Source organism: Ruegeria profundi (assembly GCF_049800715.1).
Lineage (GTDB): Bacteria > Pseudomonadota > Alphaproteobacteria > Rhodobacterales > Rhodobacteraceae > Ruegeria > Ruegeria profundi_A.
In genome coordinates this window covers 258,863-275,874 of sequence record NZ_JBNAFO010000002.1, presented here as the reverse complement: position 1 = coordinate 275,874, position 17,012 = coordinate 258,863, and the positions used below count along the sequence as shown (strand labels likewise).

Below are 17,012 nucleotides of genomic sequence, written 5' to 3'. Positions count from 1 at the left end.
ACCTCCTTCTTTTGTTTGCAGGATGTATGCCCAGCCGGGGACTGGTCAATTTGCGCAGAGGCACCATGAATGTGCGCAAATGTAGGGCAGGGGAGGGCCTGTTTATTTCTACGCAAAGCGGATACACGAGACAGCAGACAGACAGGAGGCAGTCATGCAGGACGAAGTGCTGGCAACGATCGAGGCATCATCCCCAAGACGGGTGGCCGGTGTTGCTATGCTGGGCAGCGTAGGTGTTTTGGTGATTTACGTGGCGCTGGCTTCTCCGCCCGAACTCGTCTGGCAGGTGTTTTTATTGGCGGTTGGCGCGTCTTCCTTGTGGTTGGCCCATCGCGTTTGGATGGCCACTCAGGACAGGATCGAGCTGACTGCATCAGAGCTGCGCACCGGATCGGGGCAGGTGATTGCGCGGGTCGATGAGATTGAAGCTGTGGACCGAGGTGTTTTCGCGTTCAAACCGTCCAATGGGTTTCTGGTGCGAACTCGCAAAAAGGCCGGTAATGTCTGGGCGCCTGGTCTTTGGTGGCGGCTAGGCCGCCGGGTTGGCGTCGGCGGCATGACAGCGTCCGCCGAGGCCAAGTTCATGTCAGAGATACTTTCGGCTATGGTGTTACAGCGTTGACGGCTCCACAGTGGTGTTATCTTCGGGAGTACTGTCGTCATGTCCGCTATCACCCCCGCCGTCACCCACGTTGTTGGCGTCCTTGCACGAGTCCGGCCCTTCGATGAAGGTGTATCCGCGGGGTTGTGTGAAGATGAACTTGTCAATGAAGAAGTCGTTGCTGCCGAACCCGAGTTTGAACGGACGCACGTAGTGGTGCCTTGTCTCGACCAAAATCATCGTGGCATTGTCTGCCATGATCGGAATGCGATCCGAAACCTGATTAACTGTTTCGTTCGACCACCGCACTAGCCCTTCACCGCGCGTACAGGACCACTCTACGAAGTGACGATCATCACTGTCCGTGCCTTCGTCGCCAGTGTCCCAACGCACGAAAGAGATCCGCAGCGCCAACCCGTTGCCTTCCTCAATCATGTACTTCTGAAGATCGTACATTGACGTGATGTACTGATCTGTCACCGTGTTTTTTTCTCGGGACAGGATATCGGCAACGGCGTAGGCCGCTTTCAGGTTGCTGGCGCCCTGACGATATCCGTCGAAATAGGTATATGTTGTCCAGACGGACCAGAAGAGTAGGGGAAACACCATAATGGCTTCGATGCTGACGACGCCGTCTTCTTTTTGAAGAAAACGCGCTGCGGCATTGCCAAGTTTCTGTTTGATAAATGACTTAAGGTTCATGGACAAACACCGTTGTTGCATGAAGTTCATACTGTCCGTCGGGATCTTGCCGAGCTAACTGGCCAAGAGTAGTGCCGAAGAACAAAGGAGAGATTTCAACACACGCCCGAATGATCATAAGTTCGTTTGCGGTTCCGGGTGAAAAGATCTGGTCGTCTTTTCCGCGAATTTCTTCAGGGGTATCCACGCAAAACGGACGATCAAAATCGCCAGTAAGGACCGTACTACTGTCGAATTGATTGACCCTCGTCATCTCAACGGCAAGGCTATTCATGCAGTCCGGAATGCCACCTGCTTCATCGCAGATGATCTGTTTGATCAGATCATGCGTCCAAGCTGTTTCGCCTTCATAGAGATCAATCCGGTTCATGCGCACATCTTGGATCGTTGAATCCAAGGCACGCTCCAGGTTAGCATGGTTCCACGCTACGATCCCCATCTCGACCCCGGAATAGGTGGTCATGATGAAAATCGGAAACCACATCACAAATTCGATTGTGGCCATTCCCTTTTCTTCGCGGCGAAACCTTCGCAGCTTTTTTTTCAGATGTCGGATCATTGGGTCAGCCTCAGATTCTGGATGCTCGCAGCGATATCGTCGAAGACTTCGCCAATCTCTGATCCTGTCGGCGCGAAGTATGCGTTTTCATCCGATTTGCAGTACCATAGGAGGTTTCGACCGTTGGTGGTGGCCTCGTAAGCGACCGAGAAGATCAAGATGTTTCTTGCGCCCGATTTCGCATAGTCGCACATCGCTTCGACCTGATCGTCTTTTGTGGAACGGTTTTCGGTCTCAGTTGCCGCATAGTACCAGTTGTATGCATAGGTCGAACCCACGGAATCATACAGCAACTTATAGATTTCATATCGCGAGGTGCGCTCCCACAAGGCAGGCCATGTTAGAGAAAAGGCGGTCCCATTTTCATCGATCTGGCGAACCTCGTCCCTGTCGAGGTTGTCGCAATAGCCGCTGCTGTAGTAGGTTCCTCTGCAAAGGTAGACATCGAAATCGCTGTTGCCAAATGCGTGGTCCTGATACTCGTCGCGCACCCAGTATTTACCGCGACTGCTGTCCCAATATGCCCTGTCTACGCCCAGCCACGCATATCTGAAGCTGTCTTCGTTCTCGTCATAGTGGTTCACATTGACGGAATAGATGTCTTCGTCTCCGTTCCACCAGATGCCTGATTGGCCATCGTTGTATGGCGGTTTCACCCAAGTGCGAGAAGTGTTTTCACCGTCGGTCATCAGAACGATGACTTTCATCGTGTCACTGCCGACGCTATCGGCAGGACGGCCCGCGAAATCGGCTGGTACCTGGCCGTTTGCGATCATGTTGGTGACTACGGGGCGGAAGTTTTCGTCTAGCACCGTCAGTGCCCATTTCATACCGACGTTGATCGACGTGTTGTCGCGCGCGTAAAACGAGTCGATGTAATTGTGTAGGTTCGTCTCGTTGTTCTGGTGAACAACAAGTTGACGGCTGGCTTCAGAACGGCACCGTTCGTCAATGCGCGGTGAGCTGAACCCGCCGGACGGACGCTGATCGCCGCCATAGCGTGAATAGTATAGCGATTGGTTGTAGGTTTTCGCCAGATCGAACGCGCCTGCCGCCAGATCCGAGGTTTCAAAATCGATGCAGTTCGCAAATCTATTGGAGCCGGCAGTCGTAAGCTGGTTCATGACGGCAGAAGGGACACCCACCTGCGTTGCATAGGGAATAATCGAGATCGAGAGCTTGTCGGAACTTGTGTTCTCATACATTTTGGTGACAAAGCTCTTGGCTGCACCTTGCAGATTGGTCAGGCGCGACCCTCTCATGGAACCTGAAACATCCAGAACCATCGCGATTTCGACGTTGCCGATGGACTCTTCGGCGACGCTGACAACGTTCACGTTGATCGAGTCGACGTCCCACCATTTCATGAAATGCATGCGGACCGGCATCGTGGCACTTGCCTCAACGCGGCGCTGTCCGACGATTAACTTGTTTCCGTCATCATCGCAGGATCTTGGGGAGACTACGACTTCTCCATCTAGGAATGTGTCTAGGTTTTCTTTGACCAGATAGTCCTGCACGACGTCTTTTGGGCAAAGATTCTGCTGGAGGTCAGCGGCGGCCAGAACTGCGCGGTCCAGCGAATACTGAAGGCGCGCGCGTTCGTGGTCATAGCGCATCATGTCGACGGCAAATCCACCCACCGTGAAGATGATAAGGATCAAGCTCAGCGTCAGGATGGTCATGGTCCCGCGCTCGGAGCGCAGGAACGACGCAGCACCTTTGTCGGAGCGGTTGAATTGCTCAGTTCGTCTGGGTTCAGAATTCCTAAACACTTTTCTCATATCTAATCCCTGCAGGTAATCCGGCGCACGGAAGGCGGGTCATATCAACTTAAAGAATGTAGTCGGCGAACGTGGCGAGATTTGGGCGACTTTGCCACTATGCTGCTGGGATTGAACGGCAAACCGCTGCATTTGACGGGATGACGGTCGCTTTGTTTCTGTTGTGTCGACAATGATCGCCACAAAAATTTCCAAGGCGACTCAGCAGGGGGTTTTTATCACCCGTTTATAAAGTGATGAAATTTTCATCATAAAAGATTGCAGCTTCGGGCCAGTGGTGCGACAAAACGCCATAACGTTCGTCATTCACCGGTACGGAGGGATTAATGACCAGCACCAAGGAACCGAGCTTTCGTGAAAGTGTGGATCTGATGTTCAACAGGGCGGCGTCCCTGATGGATCTGCCGCCTGGTCTTGAGCAGAAAATCCGGGTCTGCAACGCCACCTACACGGTTCGTTTCGGGGTGCGTTTGCGCGGTGAGATTCACACTTTCACCGGCTACCGTTCCGTCCATTCCGAGCATATGGAGCCGGTCAAGGGCGGTATCCGTTATGCCTTGGCGGTGAACCAGGACGAGGTTGAGGCGCTTGCTGCGCTGATGACCTACAAATGCGCCTTGGTTGAGACGCCTTTTGGCGGCTCGAAAGGCGGGCTGTGCATTGATCCGCGCAAATACGAAGAACACGAGATGGAGCAGATCACTCGACGCTTTGCCTATGAGCTGGCGAAGCGCGATCTGATCAATCCATCGCAAAACGTTCCGGCCCCTGACATGGGTACGGGTGAGCGCGAGATGGCCTGGATGGCTGACCAATACGCACGGATGAACACCACCGACATCAACGCACGCGCTTGTGTGACGGGCAAACCGTTGAACGCAGGCGGCATTGCCGGGCGGGTCGAGGCGACAGGGCGGGGCATCCAATATGCACTGCGCGAGTTCTTCCGCCACCCTGAGGACATCGCCAAGGCCGGTTTGTCCGGCAAGTTGGACGGCAAGCGTGTCGTTGTACAGGGATTGGGCAACGTGGGCTACCACGCGGCCAAGTTCCTCGCTGAGGAAGACGGATCGCGTATTATCGGGATCATCGAATGGGACGGTGCGCTTTATAACCCGGACGGTATCGACGTTGAGGCGGTGCGCAACTGGATCGTCAAACATGGTGGCGTAAAGGATTTCCCGGACGCGACCCATTCAACCGATGGTGCCTCGGTGCTTGAGGCGGATTGCGACATCCTGATCCCGGCGGCTCTGGAAGGCGTCATCAATCTGGACAACGCCGACAGGATCAAGGCGCCGCTGATCATCGAGGCCGCGAATGGTCCGGTGACCGCGGGTGCAGATGAAATTCTGCGCAAGAAGGGCACCGTCATCATTCCTGACATGTATGCCAATGCGGGCGGTGTGACAGTCTCGTATTTCGAATGGGTGAAGAACCTTAGCCACATTCGATTTGGTCGCATGCAGCGCCGTCAGGAAGAGGCGCGGCATGAGTTGATCGTTAGCGAGCTTGAACGGCTGGACCGTTATCTGGGCGATGCCTGGTCAATGTCGCCGGACTTCAAGGCCAAGTACCTCAAAGGTGCGGATGAGTTGGAGCTGGTACGCTCGGGCCTCGATGACACGATGCGGATCGCTTACCAGTCCATGCGCGAGGTCTGGCACAGCCGCGACGATGTCGAGGATCTGCGCACCGCGGCCTATATCGTTGCAATTGATCGCGTGGCCAAAAGCTACCGGGCCAAAGGCCTGTGACAACTGGCGCACGGGGTGGCTTTTCTGCCCCGTTCGCAAACTGAATGCAGCGCGTCGATTGCGAAAACGGTGCTGGCGGGTAAGCTGCGCGCAGACAAACGAATCCGGGAGACCTCAATGTTGCGTATCGCCATCGCTGCAGCCTTGCTTGCAACGCCTCTGGCCGCCGCCGAAACCAAGGAACAAAGCTGCCAGTATCAGGCCGATGTGGTGGCCGCGATCCAGAAAGCGCGTCTGGATAAGGTGAAAGAGCGCGACGTTGTGGAGGCCGTGGCTGAAACCAGCCCCACTTGGCCCGAGAACTATAACGCTGCGATTCCGTTGATCACGCCCTGGGTCTATGAGCAAAAGATGCGCGACGTGCGCAAAAAGGATCTTGGTGCGGCATGGCTCGAGCTGTGTTTGCAGCAATAATCCACAGCTCAGCAATTTCCCTGTGGACAACCGCGCGTCATCCCCTTGGCGCGCGTTTTCATTTCTGGCAGGTTTGAGCCATGTCATTGCCCCCCGGATTTCTCGATGAGCTGCGCACCCGGCTGAGCCTGTCTCAGGTTGTTGGGCGTAAAGTCATGTGGGATCAGAGAAAATCCAATCAGGGCAAGGGGGACATGTGGGCGCCGTGCCCGTTTCACCACGAAAAAACGGCGTCTTTTCATGTGGATGACCAAAAGGGGTTCTACTACTGCTTTGGCTGTCATGCCAAAGGCAACGCGTTTACTTTCGTACAGGAAACGGAAAACGTTTCCTTCATGGAGGCGGTAGAAATTCTGGCGCGCGAAGCTGGCATGCCGATGCCCGCGCGCGACCCGAAAGCGCAGGAAAAACAAGACCGCCGCACGCAACTGGCCGAGGTGATGGAGCAGGCGGTTCAGTTCTTTCGCCTGCAACTCAAGACCGGGGCGGGCAGTGCGGCGCGCGACTATCTGGCCCGTCGGGGTTTGGACGCCAAGGCGTTGGAGCGATGGGAGATCGGCTTTGCCCCGGACGGCTGGCAGGCGCTGTGGGATCATCTGACCGGCAAGAACGTGGCCGAAGATCTGATCCTTGGGGCGGGTCTGGCTAAGCCGTCGAACAAGGGCAAGAAGCCATATGACACGTTCCGCAACCGGATCATGTTCCCAATCCGTGATCCGCGCGGTCGGTGTATCGCATTCGGCGGTCGGGCGATGGACCCGAATGACAACGCCAAATACCTGAACTCACCCGAGACCGAGTTGTTCGATAAGGGCCGCAGCCTGTACAACCACGGGCCTGCGCGGCAGGCGGCCGGGAAGGGGCAGCCGCTGATCGTGGCCGAGGGGTATATGGACGTCATCGCACTGGCCGAGGCTGGGTTCGGCGCGTCGGTTGCTCCGCTTGGAACGGCGATTACCGAACATCAGTTGCAGTTGCTCTGGCGGATTTCGAATGAGCCGATCATTGCGTTGGATGGCGACACGGCGGGCCTGCGGGCGGCGATGCGGGCCGTTGATTTGGCCTTGCCGCTGCTTGAGGCCGGTAAGTCCCTGCGCTTTGCTTTGATGCCCGAAGGAAAAGACCCAGACGATTTGCTGCGGGCCGACGGGGCAGGGGCTGTTCAGGCCGTGCTGGATGGGGCCATCCCGATGGTGAAGCTGCTTTGGCAACGCGAGACCGAGGGCAAGGTTTTTGACAGCCCTGAACGCAAAGCTGCGCTCGACAAGGTTCTGCGGGACAAGATCAAGCTGATCCGTGACCCCTCGATCCGGTCCCACTACGGGCAAGAGATCAAGGACCTGCGCTGGCAATTGTTTCGCCCGCAGAGACAGTCACAAAACCGTGCGTGGCAACCGAAGGGGAAGTGGCAGCCGCAGAAACAGCCTGCGACCGCGGGTGCGCGGGCTTCGTTCCTCGCGTCCTCGGACAATGCGGACATCCATCTGCGCGAAGCCGCGATTCTGGCCATTGCGATTCTAAACCCGCAGGTCGTGGTGCAATTTGAGGCGCAGCTGGAAGAGATGGATTGTCACGATCCTGATCATGCTGCTCTGCGTCATGCCATTTTGCGCCATGCGATTGATGACCCTGAAAACCTGCGGGACCATATCGTTGAAACTTTGGGGGCCGAACCTCTTGAAAATCTGCTGAGCCTTCGCCATGTCGCAGTGATCCCCTGTGTGTTCAAACCAGGCGACGTTGAAAAGGCCGAGATGACGCTGGCCGAGGAACTCGCGAAAATCAAAGCGCTCCGGGGGTTGGATGCTGAGATTGCCGAAGCCGCAGAGGAACTGTCTGAACTGGCCGATGAGGCGTTGACATATCGGCTGGCGCAAGCCGCCGAAGAGCGTAACCGCACAAGCCGCAGTCAGAATGAGGACAGGGCCGTTTTCGACATTGCCGACAATGGCGCGCGAATCAATCGCGACGAAAAGGATGCGTTCAAGGCAATCATGTCCGGGATCAATTTCGAACGGAAACGCCGCTGAAGTGATGTTTTCGTAAAGCACTGGAAAAGAAAAACAGGTAAACGGGTGGCCGAATCAGTTTCACGCGCTAATGATTCGGATCAAACGAATCACCCATCCCTGCAGGAGCATTGAATGGCCGCCAAAGACACGTCAGAAGATCGCAAGTCAGAAGAGCAGGAACAGGAAATCTCGCTGGACATGAGCCAGGCCCAGGTCAAGAAGATGATCGCCGAGGCCCGCGAGAAAGGTTACATCACTTACGACCAACTCAATCAGGTTCTGCCGCCTGATCAGGTCAGTTCGGAGCAGATCGAGGACGTTATGTCGATGCTGTCCGAGATGGGCATCAACATCATCGAAGATGAAGAGGCCGAGGAAGAAGAAAACAAAGGCTCGACCGAACTGACCACCACGGACAACAACCGTGAGGTGGCTCTGGCCGGTGCTGCGACTGAAAAACTGGACCGCACCGACGACCCCGTCCGCATGTATCTGCGTGAGATGGGTTCGGTCGAACTGCTGAGCCGTGAGGGCGAGATCGCCATCGCCAAGCGGATCGAAGCGGGCCGGAACACGATGATTGCGGGTCTGTGCGAAAGCCCTCTGACCTTCCAGGCGATCACCATTTGGCATGACGAACTTCTGTCTGAAGACATTCTTCTGCGCGACGTCATTGATCTGGAAACCACCTTTGGCAACCAGATGGACGAAGATGGTGACGTGCAAGAGCCGGTCGTCGATACCTCGGCCGTGCAATCGGCCAAACCCGCCAAAGACACCGGCCCTGAGTTGGATGCCGATGGCAACCCGCTGAGCAATGACGATGATGATGACGAGGACGATCAGGCCAACATGTCGCTGGCCGCGATGGAAGCCGCCCTCAAGGATCAGGTTCTAACCACGCTTGAACGGATCTCGACCGATTTCTCGATGCTGTCCGAGATGCAGGACAGCCGGATTTCGGCCACTTTGAACGAAGATGGCTCGTTCAGTGAAAAAGACGAAGAGACCTATCAGAAGCTGCGCGCTGAGATTGTTGAACTGGTGAACGGTCTTCACCTGCACAACAACCGGATTGAGGCGCTGATCGACCAGCTCTATGGCATCAACCGCCGCGTCATGTCTCTGGACAGCTCGATGGTGAAACTGGCCGACCAAGCCCGGATCAACCGTCGGGAGTTCATTGACGCCTATCGCGGGCGTGAACTGGACCCGAACTGGCTGACCGATATGGCTGAAAAGCCAGGCCGGGGCTGGCAGATGTTCATTGAACGCTCGACCGACAAGGTTGAGGAACTGCGCAGTGATATGGCTCAGGTCGGTCAATATGTCGGTCTGGATATCAGCGAATTCCGCCGCATCGTGCAGCAGGTTCAGAAGGGCGAGAAAGAAGCCCGGCAGGCCAAGAAGGAAATGGTCGAAGCCAACCTGCGTCTGGTGATCTCGATTGCCAAAAAGTACACGAACCGTGGCCTGCAATTCCTTGATCTTATTCAAGAAGGTAACATCGGCCTGATGAAGGCGGTGGATAAGTTCGAATACCGCCGCGGCTACAAGTTCTCGACCTATGCGACTTGGTGGATCCGTCAGGCGATCACGCGGTCTATCGCGGATCAGGCGCGGACCATCCGTATTCCGGTGCATATGATCGAAACGATCAACAAGCTGGTCAGGACCGGTCGTCAGATGCTGCACGAAATCGGCCGCGAGCCGACGCCGGAAGAACTGGCCGAAAAGCTGCAGATGCCGCTTGAGAAAGTGCGCAAGGTGATGAAGATCGCCAAGGAGCCGATCAGTCTTGAGACGCCAATCGGCGACGAGGAAGACAGCCAGCTTGGTGATTTCATCGAGGACAAGAATGCCGTGCTGCCTCTGGATAGCGCCATTCAGGAAAACCTCAAGGAAACCACGACCCGGGTTCTGGCGTCGCTCACCCCGCGTGAGGAACGGGTTCTGCGGATGCGTTTCGGCATCGGTATGAACACCGACCACACTCTGGAAGAGGTTGGTCAGCAGTTCAGCGTGACCCGCGAACGTATCCGTCAGATCGAGGCGAAAGCCCTGCGGAAGCTGAAACACCCAAGCAGATCGCGGAAACTGAGGTCTTTTCTGGATCAGTAAGATCAAAGGCGCCCCGGACGGAGGCGCCTTTTTTCGTTTCACCGTTCACATTGGCAGATGTGCCAAACACATTGGCGCGACTTCACATGTGTTGTGGCGTGTCCGTTTCTATATCCGTCTGGTCCACTCATGGGGCGGGCCGGGGCGAGGCGGCTAAGCTGATGACCCCCGGCTTCCAAGTGTCAGCGGACGCTCAACCCGCGTTTTGAAGGCGCTCGGCGGTTGACCTGTCCAACGCTTGAACGCTGTGGAAAACGCGGATTGATCGGCGTATCCCAGAGAATAAGCGATCTCGGACAAGTTCATTCCATTTGTGATGAAGGTCTGGGCCAGATCGCAGCGCAAATCCTCGGTGATGTCGCGGTAGCTGGTGCCTTCGCTTTGCAATCGGCGGGCAAAGGTACGGGCGCTCATGCCGAGTTTTGCCGCGACATCATCTGCGCTGAGGATTTTGCCCGGCAGCGAGCGGGTTATCAGCCCTTCGACCTTGGCGCGCGTCAATTGCTTCGGCACGCGACGCTCGGCCAGAACGCGTTCCCCGTATTCTAGTAGATGGGCGCGCAGGCTGGGGTCGTAGGTCGGGACGGGCAGGTTCAGCGAGGACGGGGACAGGACGATCTCGAGGCTTTCAGACCCGAAGACAACCGGAAAACCTGCCAGTTGCTGGAAGGCATGGGTATGATCCCCAACCTCATGCTGAAACCGTATTTCAATAGGGTGGAAATCGGTCTGTGTCAGGTTGCGCAATCGGGCGACGGCGGCAAACATCAAGAACTCAGTTCGGCGGTGATAGCGAGCAAAGCTGGCGTCTTTCCAACGGGCCTCGAACGCGGCGAAATTCCCCGAAACGCGCAGGCTGAAGGCGATAGCGGGGTCGATCATGTCATGGAAATGAGACGTATTTTCAATCACCTGCTCCAGGTCTCGTGAGTATTTGCTGATGTAGGCCGTCAAGGTCGATGAGGACGTGACGCCAAGCCCGACACTTGCTGCAAAGGTGATATCGTTCAGAGCATCGCAGGCATAGCGGACAAACAGCGCCTCTTTATGGGCGCAAAAGGAGGTCGCATCCTCCGGCAGATCCCGCGGCCCAAGTCCGCTGCGATCCAGCACCTCCAAGGTGTTCCGTTTTTCCAATCGCGCGTCTAGCGCTTCGCGCAGAAAGTGAAGGCGGTCAATATCCACATTCATCGCAGCGAAGCCTTTCTTTCTCTGGACCGGGGCCGTTCCAGCATACTGCTTTTCTGTCAGAAATTCGAATGGATTTGGCAGTTGGTCACAAGCCTGGTCAAACGTTCCTGCCTATATCCTCTTCGTTGCCGGGTCAGTACCTTGTTGGGGATGAGGTCAGAGCCACCGCCGGTCTTACCAACCGGTCACCGGGTTCCCCGGCACACCTCTCCTTCTTGTCGCATTGTCCACTTGGTGGCCCTATGTCACGCTTGTTACGCAAGCTTGGGTAGGTAGCGACGCAATGGCAGGGATTGACACAACCGATCTGTTCGACGGACGCAACCTGATCGTCTTTGACGGAGAATGCGTTCTGTGTTCAGGCTTTTTCCGGTTCGTGCTGAAACGCGACAAAACCCGACGCTTTGAATTTGCAACGGCGCGGTCTCCGCTTGGGCAAAGGATGTACATGGCGCTGAATCTGCCCGTTGTGGATTATGAGACCAACCTCGTGATCGTAGATGGTAAGGTTTTTCAACGGCTTGATGCCTTTGCGGCGGCTGTGCGCGCGCTGCCGGGGGTGTGGCCTTTTCTATCTCTGGTACGGTTTCTGCCGAGCGCTGTGAAAGACCCGCTGTATTTCTCGATCGCCCGCAATCGGTATGCTCTGTTCGGTCGGTACGATACCTGTATGATGCCGGATGCTGCTCTCCTTGAGCGTTTTGCCGAGCAGGGGTTTGACGCGTGACGGATCCGTTTCTTCAGGCTTTGGCGGACCCAAGTGTTCTGCCCCAATCCGTGCGAGACATCCATCGAAACCCGGGTGAATATGTAGGCGAATGCGATATCGAACGTGGCCAGGGCATTCTCATTCAACTCGCGCTTAAATTGGGGCGGTTTCCCCCTGCAGGCCGGCATGTGCCCGTTCGGCTGGTGACCCAAAATAAGGATGAAGACCACAGCTGTCTGCGAGACTTTGGGGGGCACAAAACAACGTCAGAGCTGAGGCTTGATGCAAAAACGGGCGACGTTCTTGAGCGTTTCGGGCCGCTTTCGTTCTGGCTAAGGCCTGTGGCGTCGAAACGTGGGCTGGAGGTTCATATCCATCGCCTGGCGGTTTTCGGCGTGCAGCTCCCTCGGATGTTGCAACCGTGATCGTCCATGACCGAGTGGCAGGACGAATTGGGGCGCTTTCGATTTGACGTGGCCGCCGGAGCGCACGGATTGGGGCTGCTGATTCGCAATAACGGATCGCTCACGCCGCTTTACATATAGATAGTGGTGGGCTGAAATGATCGTGAGGCCTGCTTTCCGTGGGCGTGTTGACCTCTAGATTAAGAGGCGCAGTAAGTGAGGAAATAGTATGGTGAAAAATCTACGGTATTGCGCCGCACTAGCGGTGGTTGTCCTGAGTATTCCCTTGGCGGCGAACGCGGAGCGTTTGGGTTTCCAGACTAATTCAATCAATGGCACCGACTTCGAAGTCGTTCCCCGCAGTAGGGATGATACGGATGGATATTGGTGTGCGGCTGCAGATTTTGCACGACGCGGACTTGGGGCGGGATGGCAGGACCCCATCTATGTGTTGCGAGGCTATGGACCTAGTGTGACAACCGGGCGTAGAACGGCCGTGCAGTTTTCGCTGAAGCCGCCTTCGGCTGATGCGTCCGCGCAATCCGGCAGCTCACGTGGCCCCTTCGTTTCTGGTTCCAGTATGTCCGTACAGAGTGCAAACGCTCGGTGCGGTCGTAGGCCGATTTTCAGCAGGTAAGGCAAGAGGTTTAACCCAGAATGCAGACAGAATTCGCGCTCCAGACCGATGGGCCCAGTTTATACGAATTCACGTCTCAAGTCGCTGATTGGCTTAGTTCCTTTGAACGGGATGGTGTCCTGACGCTGTTCGTCAGGCACACATCCTGTTCTTTGCTGGTGCAAGAGAACGCAGACCCCGAGGTGCAGACGGATTTGCATGCGTTTTTTGAGCGCCTGGTGCCCCCGTCCGATCAGCCCTCAATGTCTTACCTGCGCCATACGTATGAAGGGCCGGATGACATGCCAGCCCATATCAAAGCGGCGATGATGCCAGTTTCCCTGTCCATTCCTGTCCGTCAGAGTCAGATGGTTTTGGGAACTTGGCAGGGGATATACCTGTTTGAACACCGCCGCGCCCCGCATCGGCGGCTGGTCGCGGCACATCTGTCCTGACCCTTTATTTTGGGGTGCAAAATTCCGACTACCCAAATCCTAGCGGCTGCCCTATAGTTGTGGATAAGTAAGCCAAAGTGCTTACAAAAGAGGCCAGCTAGGGACGAGGAGACGGCGGATGCGCTGCCCGTTTTGCGGAAATATCGACACTCAGGTGAAAGATTCACGCCCGGCAGAGGATCACGTTGCAATACGCCGACGTCGGTTTTGCCCGGCCTGCGGAGGGCGTTTTACGACCTATGAACGGGTTCAGTTGCGCGATCTGGTGGTGATCAAAACCAACGGAAAACGCGAGGACTTTGATCGCGATAAGCTGGAACGCTCGATCCGTATCTCGATGCAGAAGCGCCCGGTTGATCCTGAACGGATTGATCAGATGATCTCGGGGATTGTGCGGCGTCTGGAAAGTATGGGTGACACGGATATTCCGTCCAACAGAATTGGCGAGATCGTCATGGAAGCTCTGGCGCGGATCGACACCGTCGCCTATGTTCGATTTGCGAGTGTGTACAAGAATTTCCAGGCGGCCGATGATTTCGAGGAGTTTGTCCACGAACTGCGCCCGCCGCAGCCTTCGACGGACGAGTGAGCGAAACAGATAAGCGATTTATGACGCTGGCTTTGTCTTTGGGTCGGCGCGGCCAAGGGGCGTGCTGGCCCAACCCGGCTGTCGGGTGCGTTATCGTGCGCGATGGGCGGATTGTTGGGCGAGGGTGGACTCAACCCGGCGGGCGTCCCCATGCAGAGCCTGAGGCCTTAGCGCAAGCGGGTGCGCAGGCGAAAGGGGCCACGGCCTATGTCTCGCTGGAGCCATGCGCCCACTACGGCAAGACACCGCCCTGTGCCGAAGCGTTGATCTCGGCCGGTGTGGCCCGCGTTGTTGCGGCGATTGAAGATAGCGATCCTCGCGTTTCCGGGCAGGGCTTTGCCATGCTGCGCGAGGCCGGGATCGAGGTTGAAACCGGCGTGCTGGCGCAAGAGGCCGAGCGTGATCTGGCCGGGTTCTTTCTGAAAACCGAACAGGGCCGTCCGTTTGTGACGTTGAAACTGGCCAACAGCTTTGACGGGCGGATTGCCACGTCCACCGGACATAGCCAGTGGATCACCGGATCAACTGCGCGACGCGAGGTTCACGCGATGCGCGCCCGACACGATGCCGTCATGGTCGGCGCTGGCACGGCGCGCGCGGATGATCCCTCGCTTACGGTTCGGGATCTGGGGATAGAGCGTCAGCCGGTGCGCGTGATTGTCTCGCGCCATTTGGATTTACCCTTAATGGGCCAACTGGCGCGCACAGCCTCAAAAACGCCCGTCTGGCTATGTCATGGCCCGCATCCCGACGCCGAGCGCGCCCGCACTTGGGAAGGGTTGGGCGCGAGGCTGTTGCCCTGTGCGTTGCACGACCATCAGGTTGATGCGCGCGACCTGCTGCAGCAGCTGGGCCAGGAAGGACTGACAAGTGTTTTCTGCGAAGGCGGTTCGGCTTTAGCGGCGTCTCTGCTGGCGCAAGATCTGGTCGATGAGCTTGTCGGTTTCACGGCTGGTTTAACCATCGGCGCCGAGGGTCTTTCGGCGATTGGCGCGTTGGGGCTGGAAAAACTAGACAGCGCCCCTCGGTTCGAGTTGATCGAGGCGCGCCCGGTCGGTGGCGACGTATTGCACCGTTGGGCGCGAACGACGCATTAGCGTCGCCAGAGATGGGCATGGGTGGAAAAAGCGCCCTGTAGCTTTGACAAGGCGCGATTCAGCGGCCCGCGTTTGGGTGGCTGCCCCTGGGCCAACCGTTCAATGGCAACTTCGACGGGGCAGGGTACGCCGGTCACCGGATCTAGATAGCGGGGATAGTCGATCAGGCTGGCATGCACCAAACCCAGCAGCGACGGACGCGCGCCGCGACGGGCCGGGACGCTGCCCAGATCCGTGGTCAGGCCCCAACCTGCGTAGAAGGGCGCGCCAAAAGTGGTCACCGGAATTCCGCGCAGCAGCGCTTCGAACCCCATAAGCGAGGTCATGGTCCAGACCTCCTGCATCTCAGACAGCAAGGCCGATGGGTCTGTTTCAGTCGCGATCACATCCGCCAACCCCTCGGTGTCGATCCGGCCCGAACGCAGGCCAGCCTCGACATCCGGATGGGGTTTGTAAATCACTACGGCATCGGGATTGGCAGCCCGAACCTCGCGCAGCAGGTCCAGATTGGTGCGGATGACGCTGGTGCCTAGCAGGATTGAGGCGTCGTCCTCGACCTGCCCCGGCACCAGAATACGGTGACCTTTGGGCAGAGGCGGCGCAGCGCCGCCGGTGTTGTATTTGCTCAGCCCTTCGGACACGAGGGCTGAGATCACCCGCTCGGCACGGTATTCCTGATCCGGACGCAGAGTTTCGCGCTTGGATATCCATTCTTCCAATCGGCTGGTTTGGGTCGGGTCGTAGTAGATACCCAGATCATCCGTCACCAGCGACAGGGGAGGCACAAGATCTGCCCCCAATCCGCGTGAGCGGAGAAAGCCATCCTCGATACGGGTGACACCCTCGGCCTCCCGGGATTGATTGGCCCAGACCATGTGTGGGCCGGTGGATGGGGCAGGTGGCGACGGCACAAACCGTATCTTCTGGTGCTGGCCGAACATGGCTTGCAGATGCTTACGCTTCCACATCCGCATGCCCGACGCTGTCCATCCCAAACGATCTTGCCGCCACACGCGGGTCTGCGCCGCAAGCGTATCCAGCACGATCTCTAGCTCACATAAATGGTCCCTATAGGCATCATACCAAACGGGGTAGAGCATCATGGCTGCAGCGAACAGCTGGGCGCGCGTTAGATTGCGTTGTCTGCGTTGAACGGGGTTTTCGTCCTGCGTCAAACCCCATCCGGCATAGAATGGCTGCCCGAAGACGCGGGGTTTGTGACCGGCGAGAATGGCCTCGAACCCCATTTGCGATGAGAGCGTATAGACACTAACCGCGCCGTCCAGCAGCGACCAAGGGCTGATGTTGTCCGCAACGAAGGAAACGCGATCCGAGAGGTCCTGTTCGGTGTAGTGCCCGGTGCGGTGACCAGCCAGTGTTTCAGGATGGGTCTTGATCAGAACCGGCATCCCAGGATTTTCTTCTTGTGCGATCACCAGCATCTCAAGAAACCGGGCACGGTCCCCTCGGCTGGCCGTGACCGAAGCATCACCGACCGTCTGATCAATCACCAGCACATAGCCGGGGTCGGGGATCGGCGCGTCGGGGTCAAAGGCGGAATACTTGCTGAGGTTCAGTTCTTTCAGGCGCTCAATCGCGCCACGCGCCCGGTTCAGAAGCGCGGTATCATCCAGCGGATGTGTCGCTAGAAGCGTTTCCAGATCTGACGGTTGGGCCGGGTCAAAGTGCAGGCCCGAGCGATCCAGAAGCAGACCCAGAGGCGGCTCGCCCTCGCGGCCGGGATGGAGAGATCGTAGAAAGGCGTCCTCGACTCGCAGCAAAGGGGTGCCCCGCTCCTGAGCGATACGTCGCCCGCGATGGGCGGTAGGGCTGTTGCCCCAAATGGCGACGGTGTCTTCGGGTCGGGGCAGGCCCAGCCGGATGTCATATCCCGAAAGGGATAGAATGCGCCCGAGGCGCCGGTTGGTCAGAAACCCGCCATTGTAGACAAATGCCCGGGACCGCGCCGCGCCAGTTGCGGTGGGGTCCCCATGGGTCATG

Annotated in this window: 15 protein-coding genes; 10 read left to right on the top strand and 5 right to left on the bottom strand. The window is 57.2% G+C overall.

Annotated elements, in window-relative coordinates; genetic code table 11:
• Nucleotides 1-154: 154 nt before the first annotated feature.
• Nucleotides 155-622, top strand: a complete 468-nt coding sequence (locus tag ACP15L_RS05235; protein WP_425083382.1) for a hypothetical protein — start codon at nucleotides 155-157, stop codon at nucleotides 620-622.
• On the opposite strand, the gene ACP15L_RS05230 is transcribed toward ACP15L_RS05235, so the two are convergent.
• From ACP15L_RS05230 to ACP15L_RS05220, 3 genes are read right to left on the bottom strand one after another with little or no spacing between them, the layout of a single operon-like run.
• Complete coding sequence (locus tag ACP15L_RS05230; protein ID WP_425083381.1) at nucleotides 611-1,303, bottom strand: TadE/TadG family type IV pilus assembly protein; 693 nt, start codon at nucleotides 1,301-1,303, stop codon at nucleotides 611-613. The genes ACP15L_RS05235 and ACP15L_RS05230 overlap by 12 nt on opposite strands.
• Nucleotides 1,293-1,862: a TadE family protein gene (locus ACP15L_RS05225; RefSeq protein WP_170718247.1), complete on the bottom strand. Its 570-nt coding sequence runs from the start codon at nucleotides 1,860-1,862 to the stop codon at nucleotides 1,293-1,295. Before ACP15L_RS05225 ends, ACP15L_RS05230 begins: the two co-directional genes overlap by 11 nt.
• Entirely contained in the window at nucleotides 1,859-3,646 is a 1,788-nt protein-coding gene (locus tag ACP15L_RS05220; RefSeq protein ID WP_425083380.1) for a pilus assembly protein TadG-related protein, read from the bottom strand. The genes ACP15L_RS05225 and ACP15L_RS05220 overlap by 4 nt, the downstream gene beginning before the upstream one ends.
• A 326-nt stretch (nucleotides 3,647-3,972) precedes the next feature.
• Between ACP15L_RS05220 and ACP15L_RS05215 the strand changes: the two genes are divergently transcribed.
• The 4 genes from ACP15L_RS05215 to rpoD all read left to right on the top strand — a co-directional run bounded on the left by ACP15L_RS05215 (nucleotide 3,973) and on the right by rpoD (nucleotide 9,950).
• Entirely contained in the window at nucleotides 3,973-5,403 is a 1,431-nt protein-coding gene (locus ACP15L_RS05215) for a Glu/Leu/Phe/Val family dehydrogenase (RefSeq protein WP_170376235.1), read from the top strand.
• A gap of 117 nt (nucleotides 5,404-5,520) precedes the next feature.
• Nucleotides 5,521-5,817 (top strand): hypothetical protein, encoded by a 297-nt coding sequence (locus tag ACP15L_RS05210; protein WP_170376237.1) that lies wholly within the window; start codon nucleotides 5,521-5,523, stop codon nucleotides 5,815-5,817.
• A gap of 80 nt (nucleotides 5,818-5,897) precedes the next feature.
• Nucleotides 5,898-7,847 carry a DNA primase gene (dnaG, locus tag ACP15L_RS05205; RefSeq protein WP_425083379.1) on the top strand — a complete coding sequence of 650 codons (1,950 nt, stop codon included), beginning with the start codon at nucleotides 5,898-5,900 and terminating at the stop codon, nucleotides 7,845-7,847.
• Between the two features lie 114 nt (nucleotides 7,848-7,961).
• Complete coding sequence (rpoD, locus tag ACP15L_RS05200; RefSeq protein WP_425083378.1) at nucleotides 7,962-9,950, top strand: RNA polymerase sigma factor RpoD; 1,989 nt, start codon at nucleotides 7,962-7,964, stop codon at nucleotides 9,948-9,950.
• Nucleotides 9,951-10,103: 153 nt separating this feature from the next.
• Here the strand turns inward: rpoD and ACP15L_RS05195 are convergent, their stop codons facing one another.
• On the bottom strand, nucleotides 10,104-11,141 hold the full coding sequence (locus ACP15L_RS05195; RefSeq protein WP_425083377.1) for a helix-turn-helix domain-containing protein: 1,038 nt from the start codon (nucleotides 11,139-11,141) through the stop codon (nucleotides 10,104-10,106).
• Between the two features lie 283 nt (nucleotides 11,142-11,424).
• Between ACP15L_RS05195 and ACP15L_RS05190 the strand changes: the two genes are divergently transcribed.
• From ACP15L_RS05190 to ribD, 5 genes are all read left to right on the top strand, one after another.
• Nucleotides 11,425-11,868 (top strand): thiol-disulfide oxidoreductase DCC family protein, encoded by a 444-nt coding sequence (locus tag ACP15L_RS05190; protein WP_425083376.1) that lies wholly within the window; start codon nucleotides 11,425-11,427, stop codon nucleotides 11,866-11,868.
• Nucleotides 11,865-12,275: a DUF4166 domain-containing protein gene (locus tag ACP15L_RS05185; RefSeq protein ID WP_425083375.1), complete on the top strand. Its 411-nt coding sequence runs from the start codon at nucleotides 11,865-11,867 to the stop codon at nucleotides 12,273-12,275. The genes ACP15L_RS05190 and ACP15L_RS05185 overlap by 4 nt, the downstream gene beginning before the upstream one ends.
• A gap of 636 nt (nucleotides 12,276-12,911) precedes the next feature.
• Complete coding sequence (locus ACP15L_RS05180) at nucleotides 12,912-13,325, top strand: secondary thiamine-phosphate synthase enzyme YjbQ (protein ID WP_425083374.1); 414 nt, start codon at nucleotides 12,912-12,914, stop codon at nucleotides 13,323-13,325.
• Between the two features lie 118 nt (nucleotides 13,326-13,443).
• Nucleotides 13,444-13,914 carry a transcriptional regulator NrdR gene (nrdR, locus tag ACP15L_RS05175; RefSeq protein ID WP_170376254.1) on the top strand — a complete coding sequence of 157 codons (471 nt, stop codon included), beginning with the start codon at nucleotides 13,444-13,446 and terminating at the stop codon, nucleotides 13,912-13,914.
• The gene (gene ribD / locus ACP15L_RS05170; RefSeq protein WP_425083373.1) at nucleotides 13,911-15,011 is read left to right on the top strand and encodes a bifunctional diaminohydroxyphosphoribosylaminopyrimidine deaminase/5-amino-6-(5-phosphoribosylamino)uracil reductase RibD; all 1,101 of its coding nucleotides are present in this window, start codon (nucleotides 13,911-13,913) and stop codon (nucleotides 15,009-15,011) included. Before nrdR ends, ribD begins: the two co-directional genes overlap by 4 nt.
• On the opposite strand, the gene ACP15L_RS05165 is transcribed toward ribD, so the two are convergent.
• Nucleotides 15,008-17,011 (bottom strand): capsular polysaccharide biosynthesis protein, encoded by a 2,004-nt coding sequence (locus tag ACP15L_RS05165; RefSeq protein WP_425083372.1) that lies wholly within the window; start codon nucleotides 17,009-17,011, stop codon nucleotides 15,008-15,010. The two genes, ribD and ACP15L_RS05165, sit on opposite strands and share 4 nt — an antisense overlap.
• Nucleotide 17,012 lies beyond the last annotated feature (1 nt).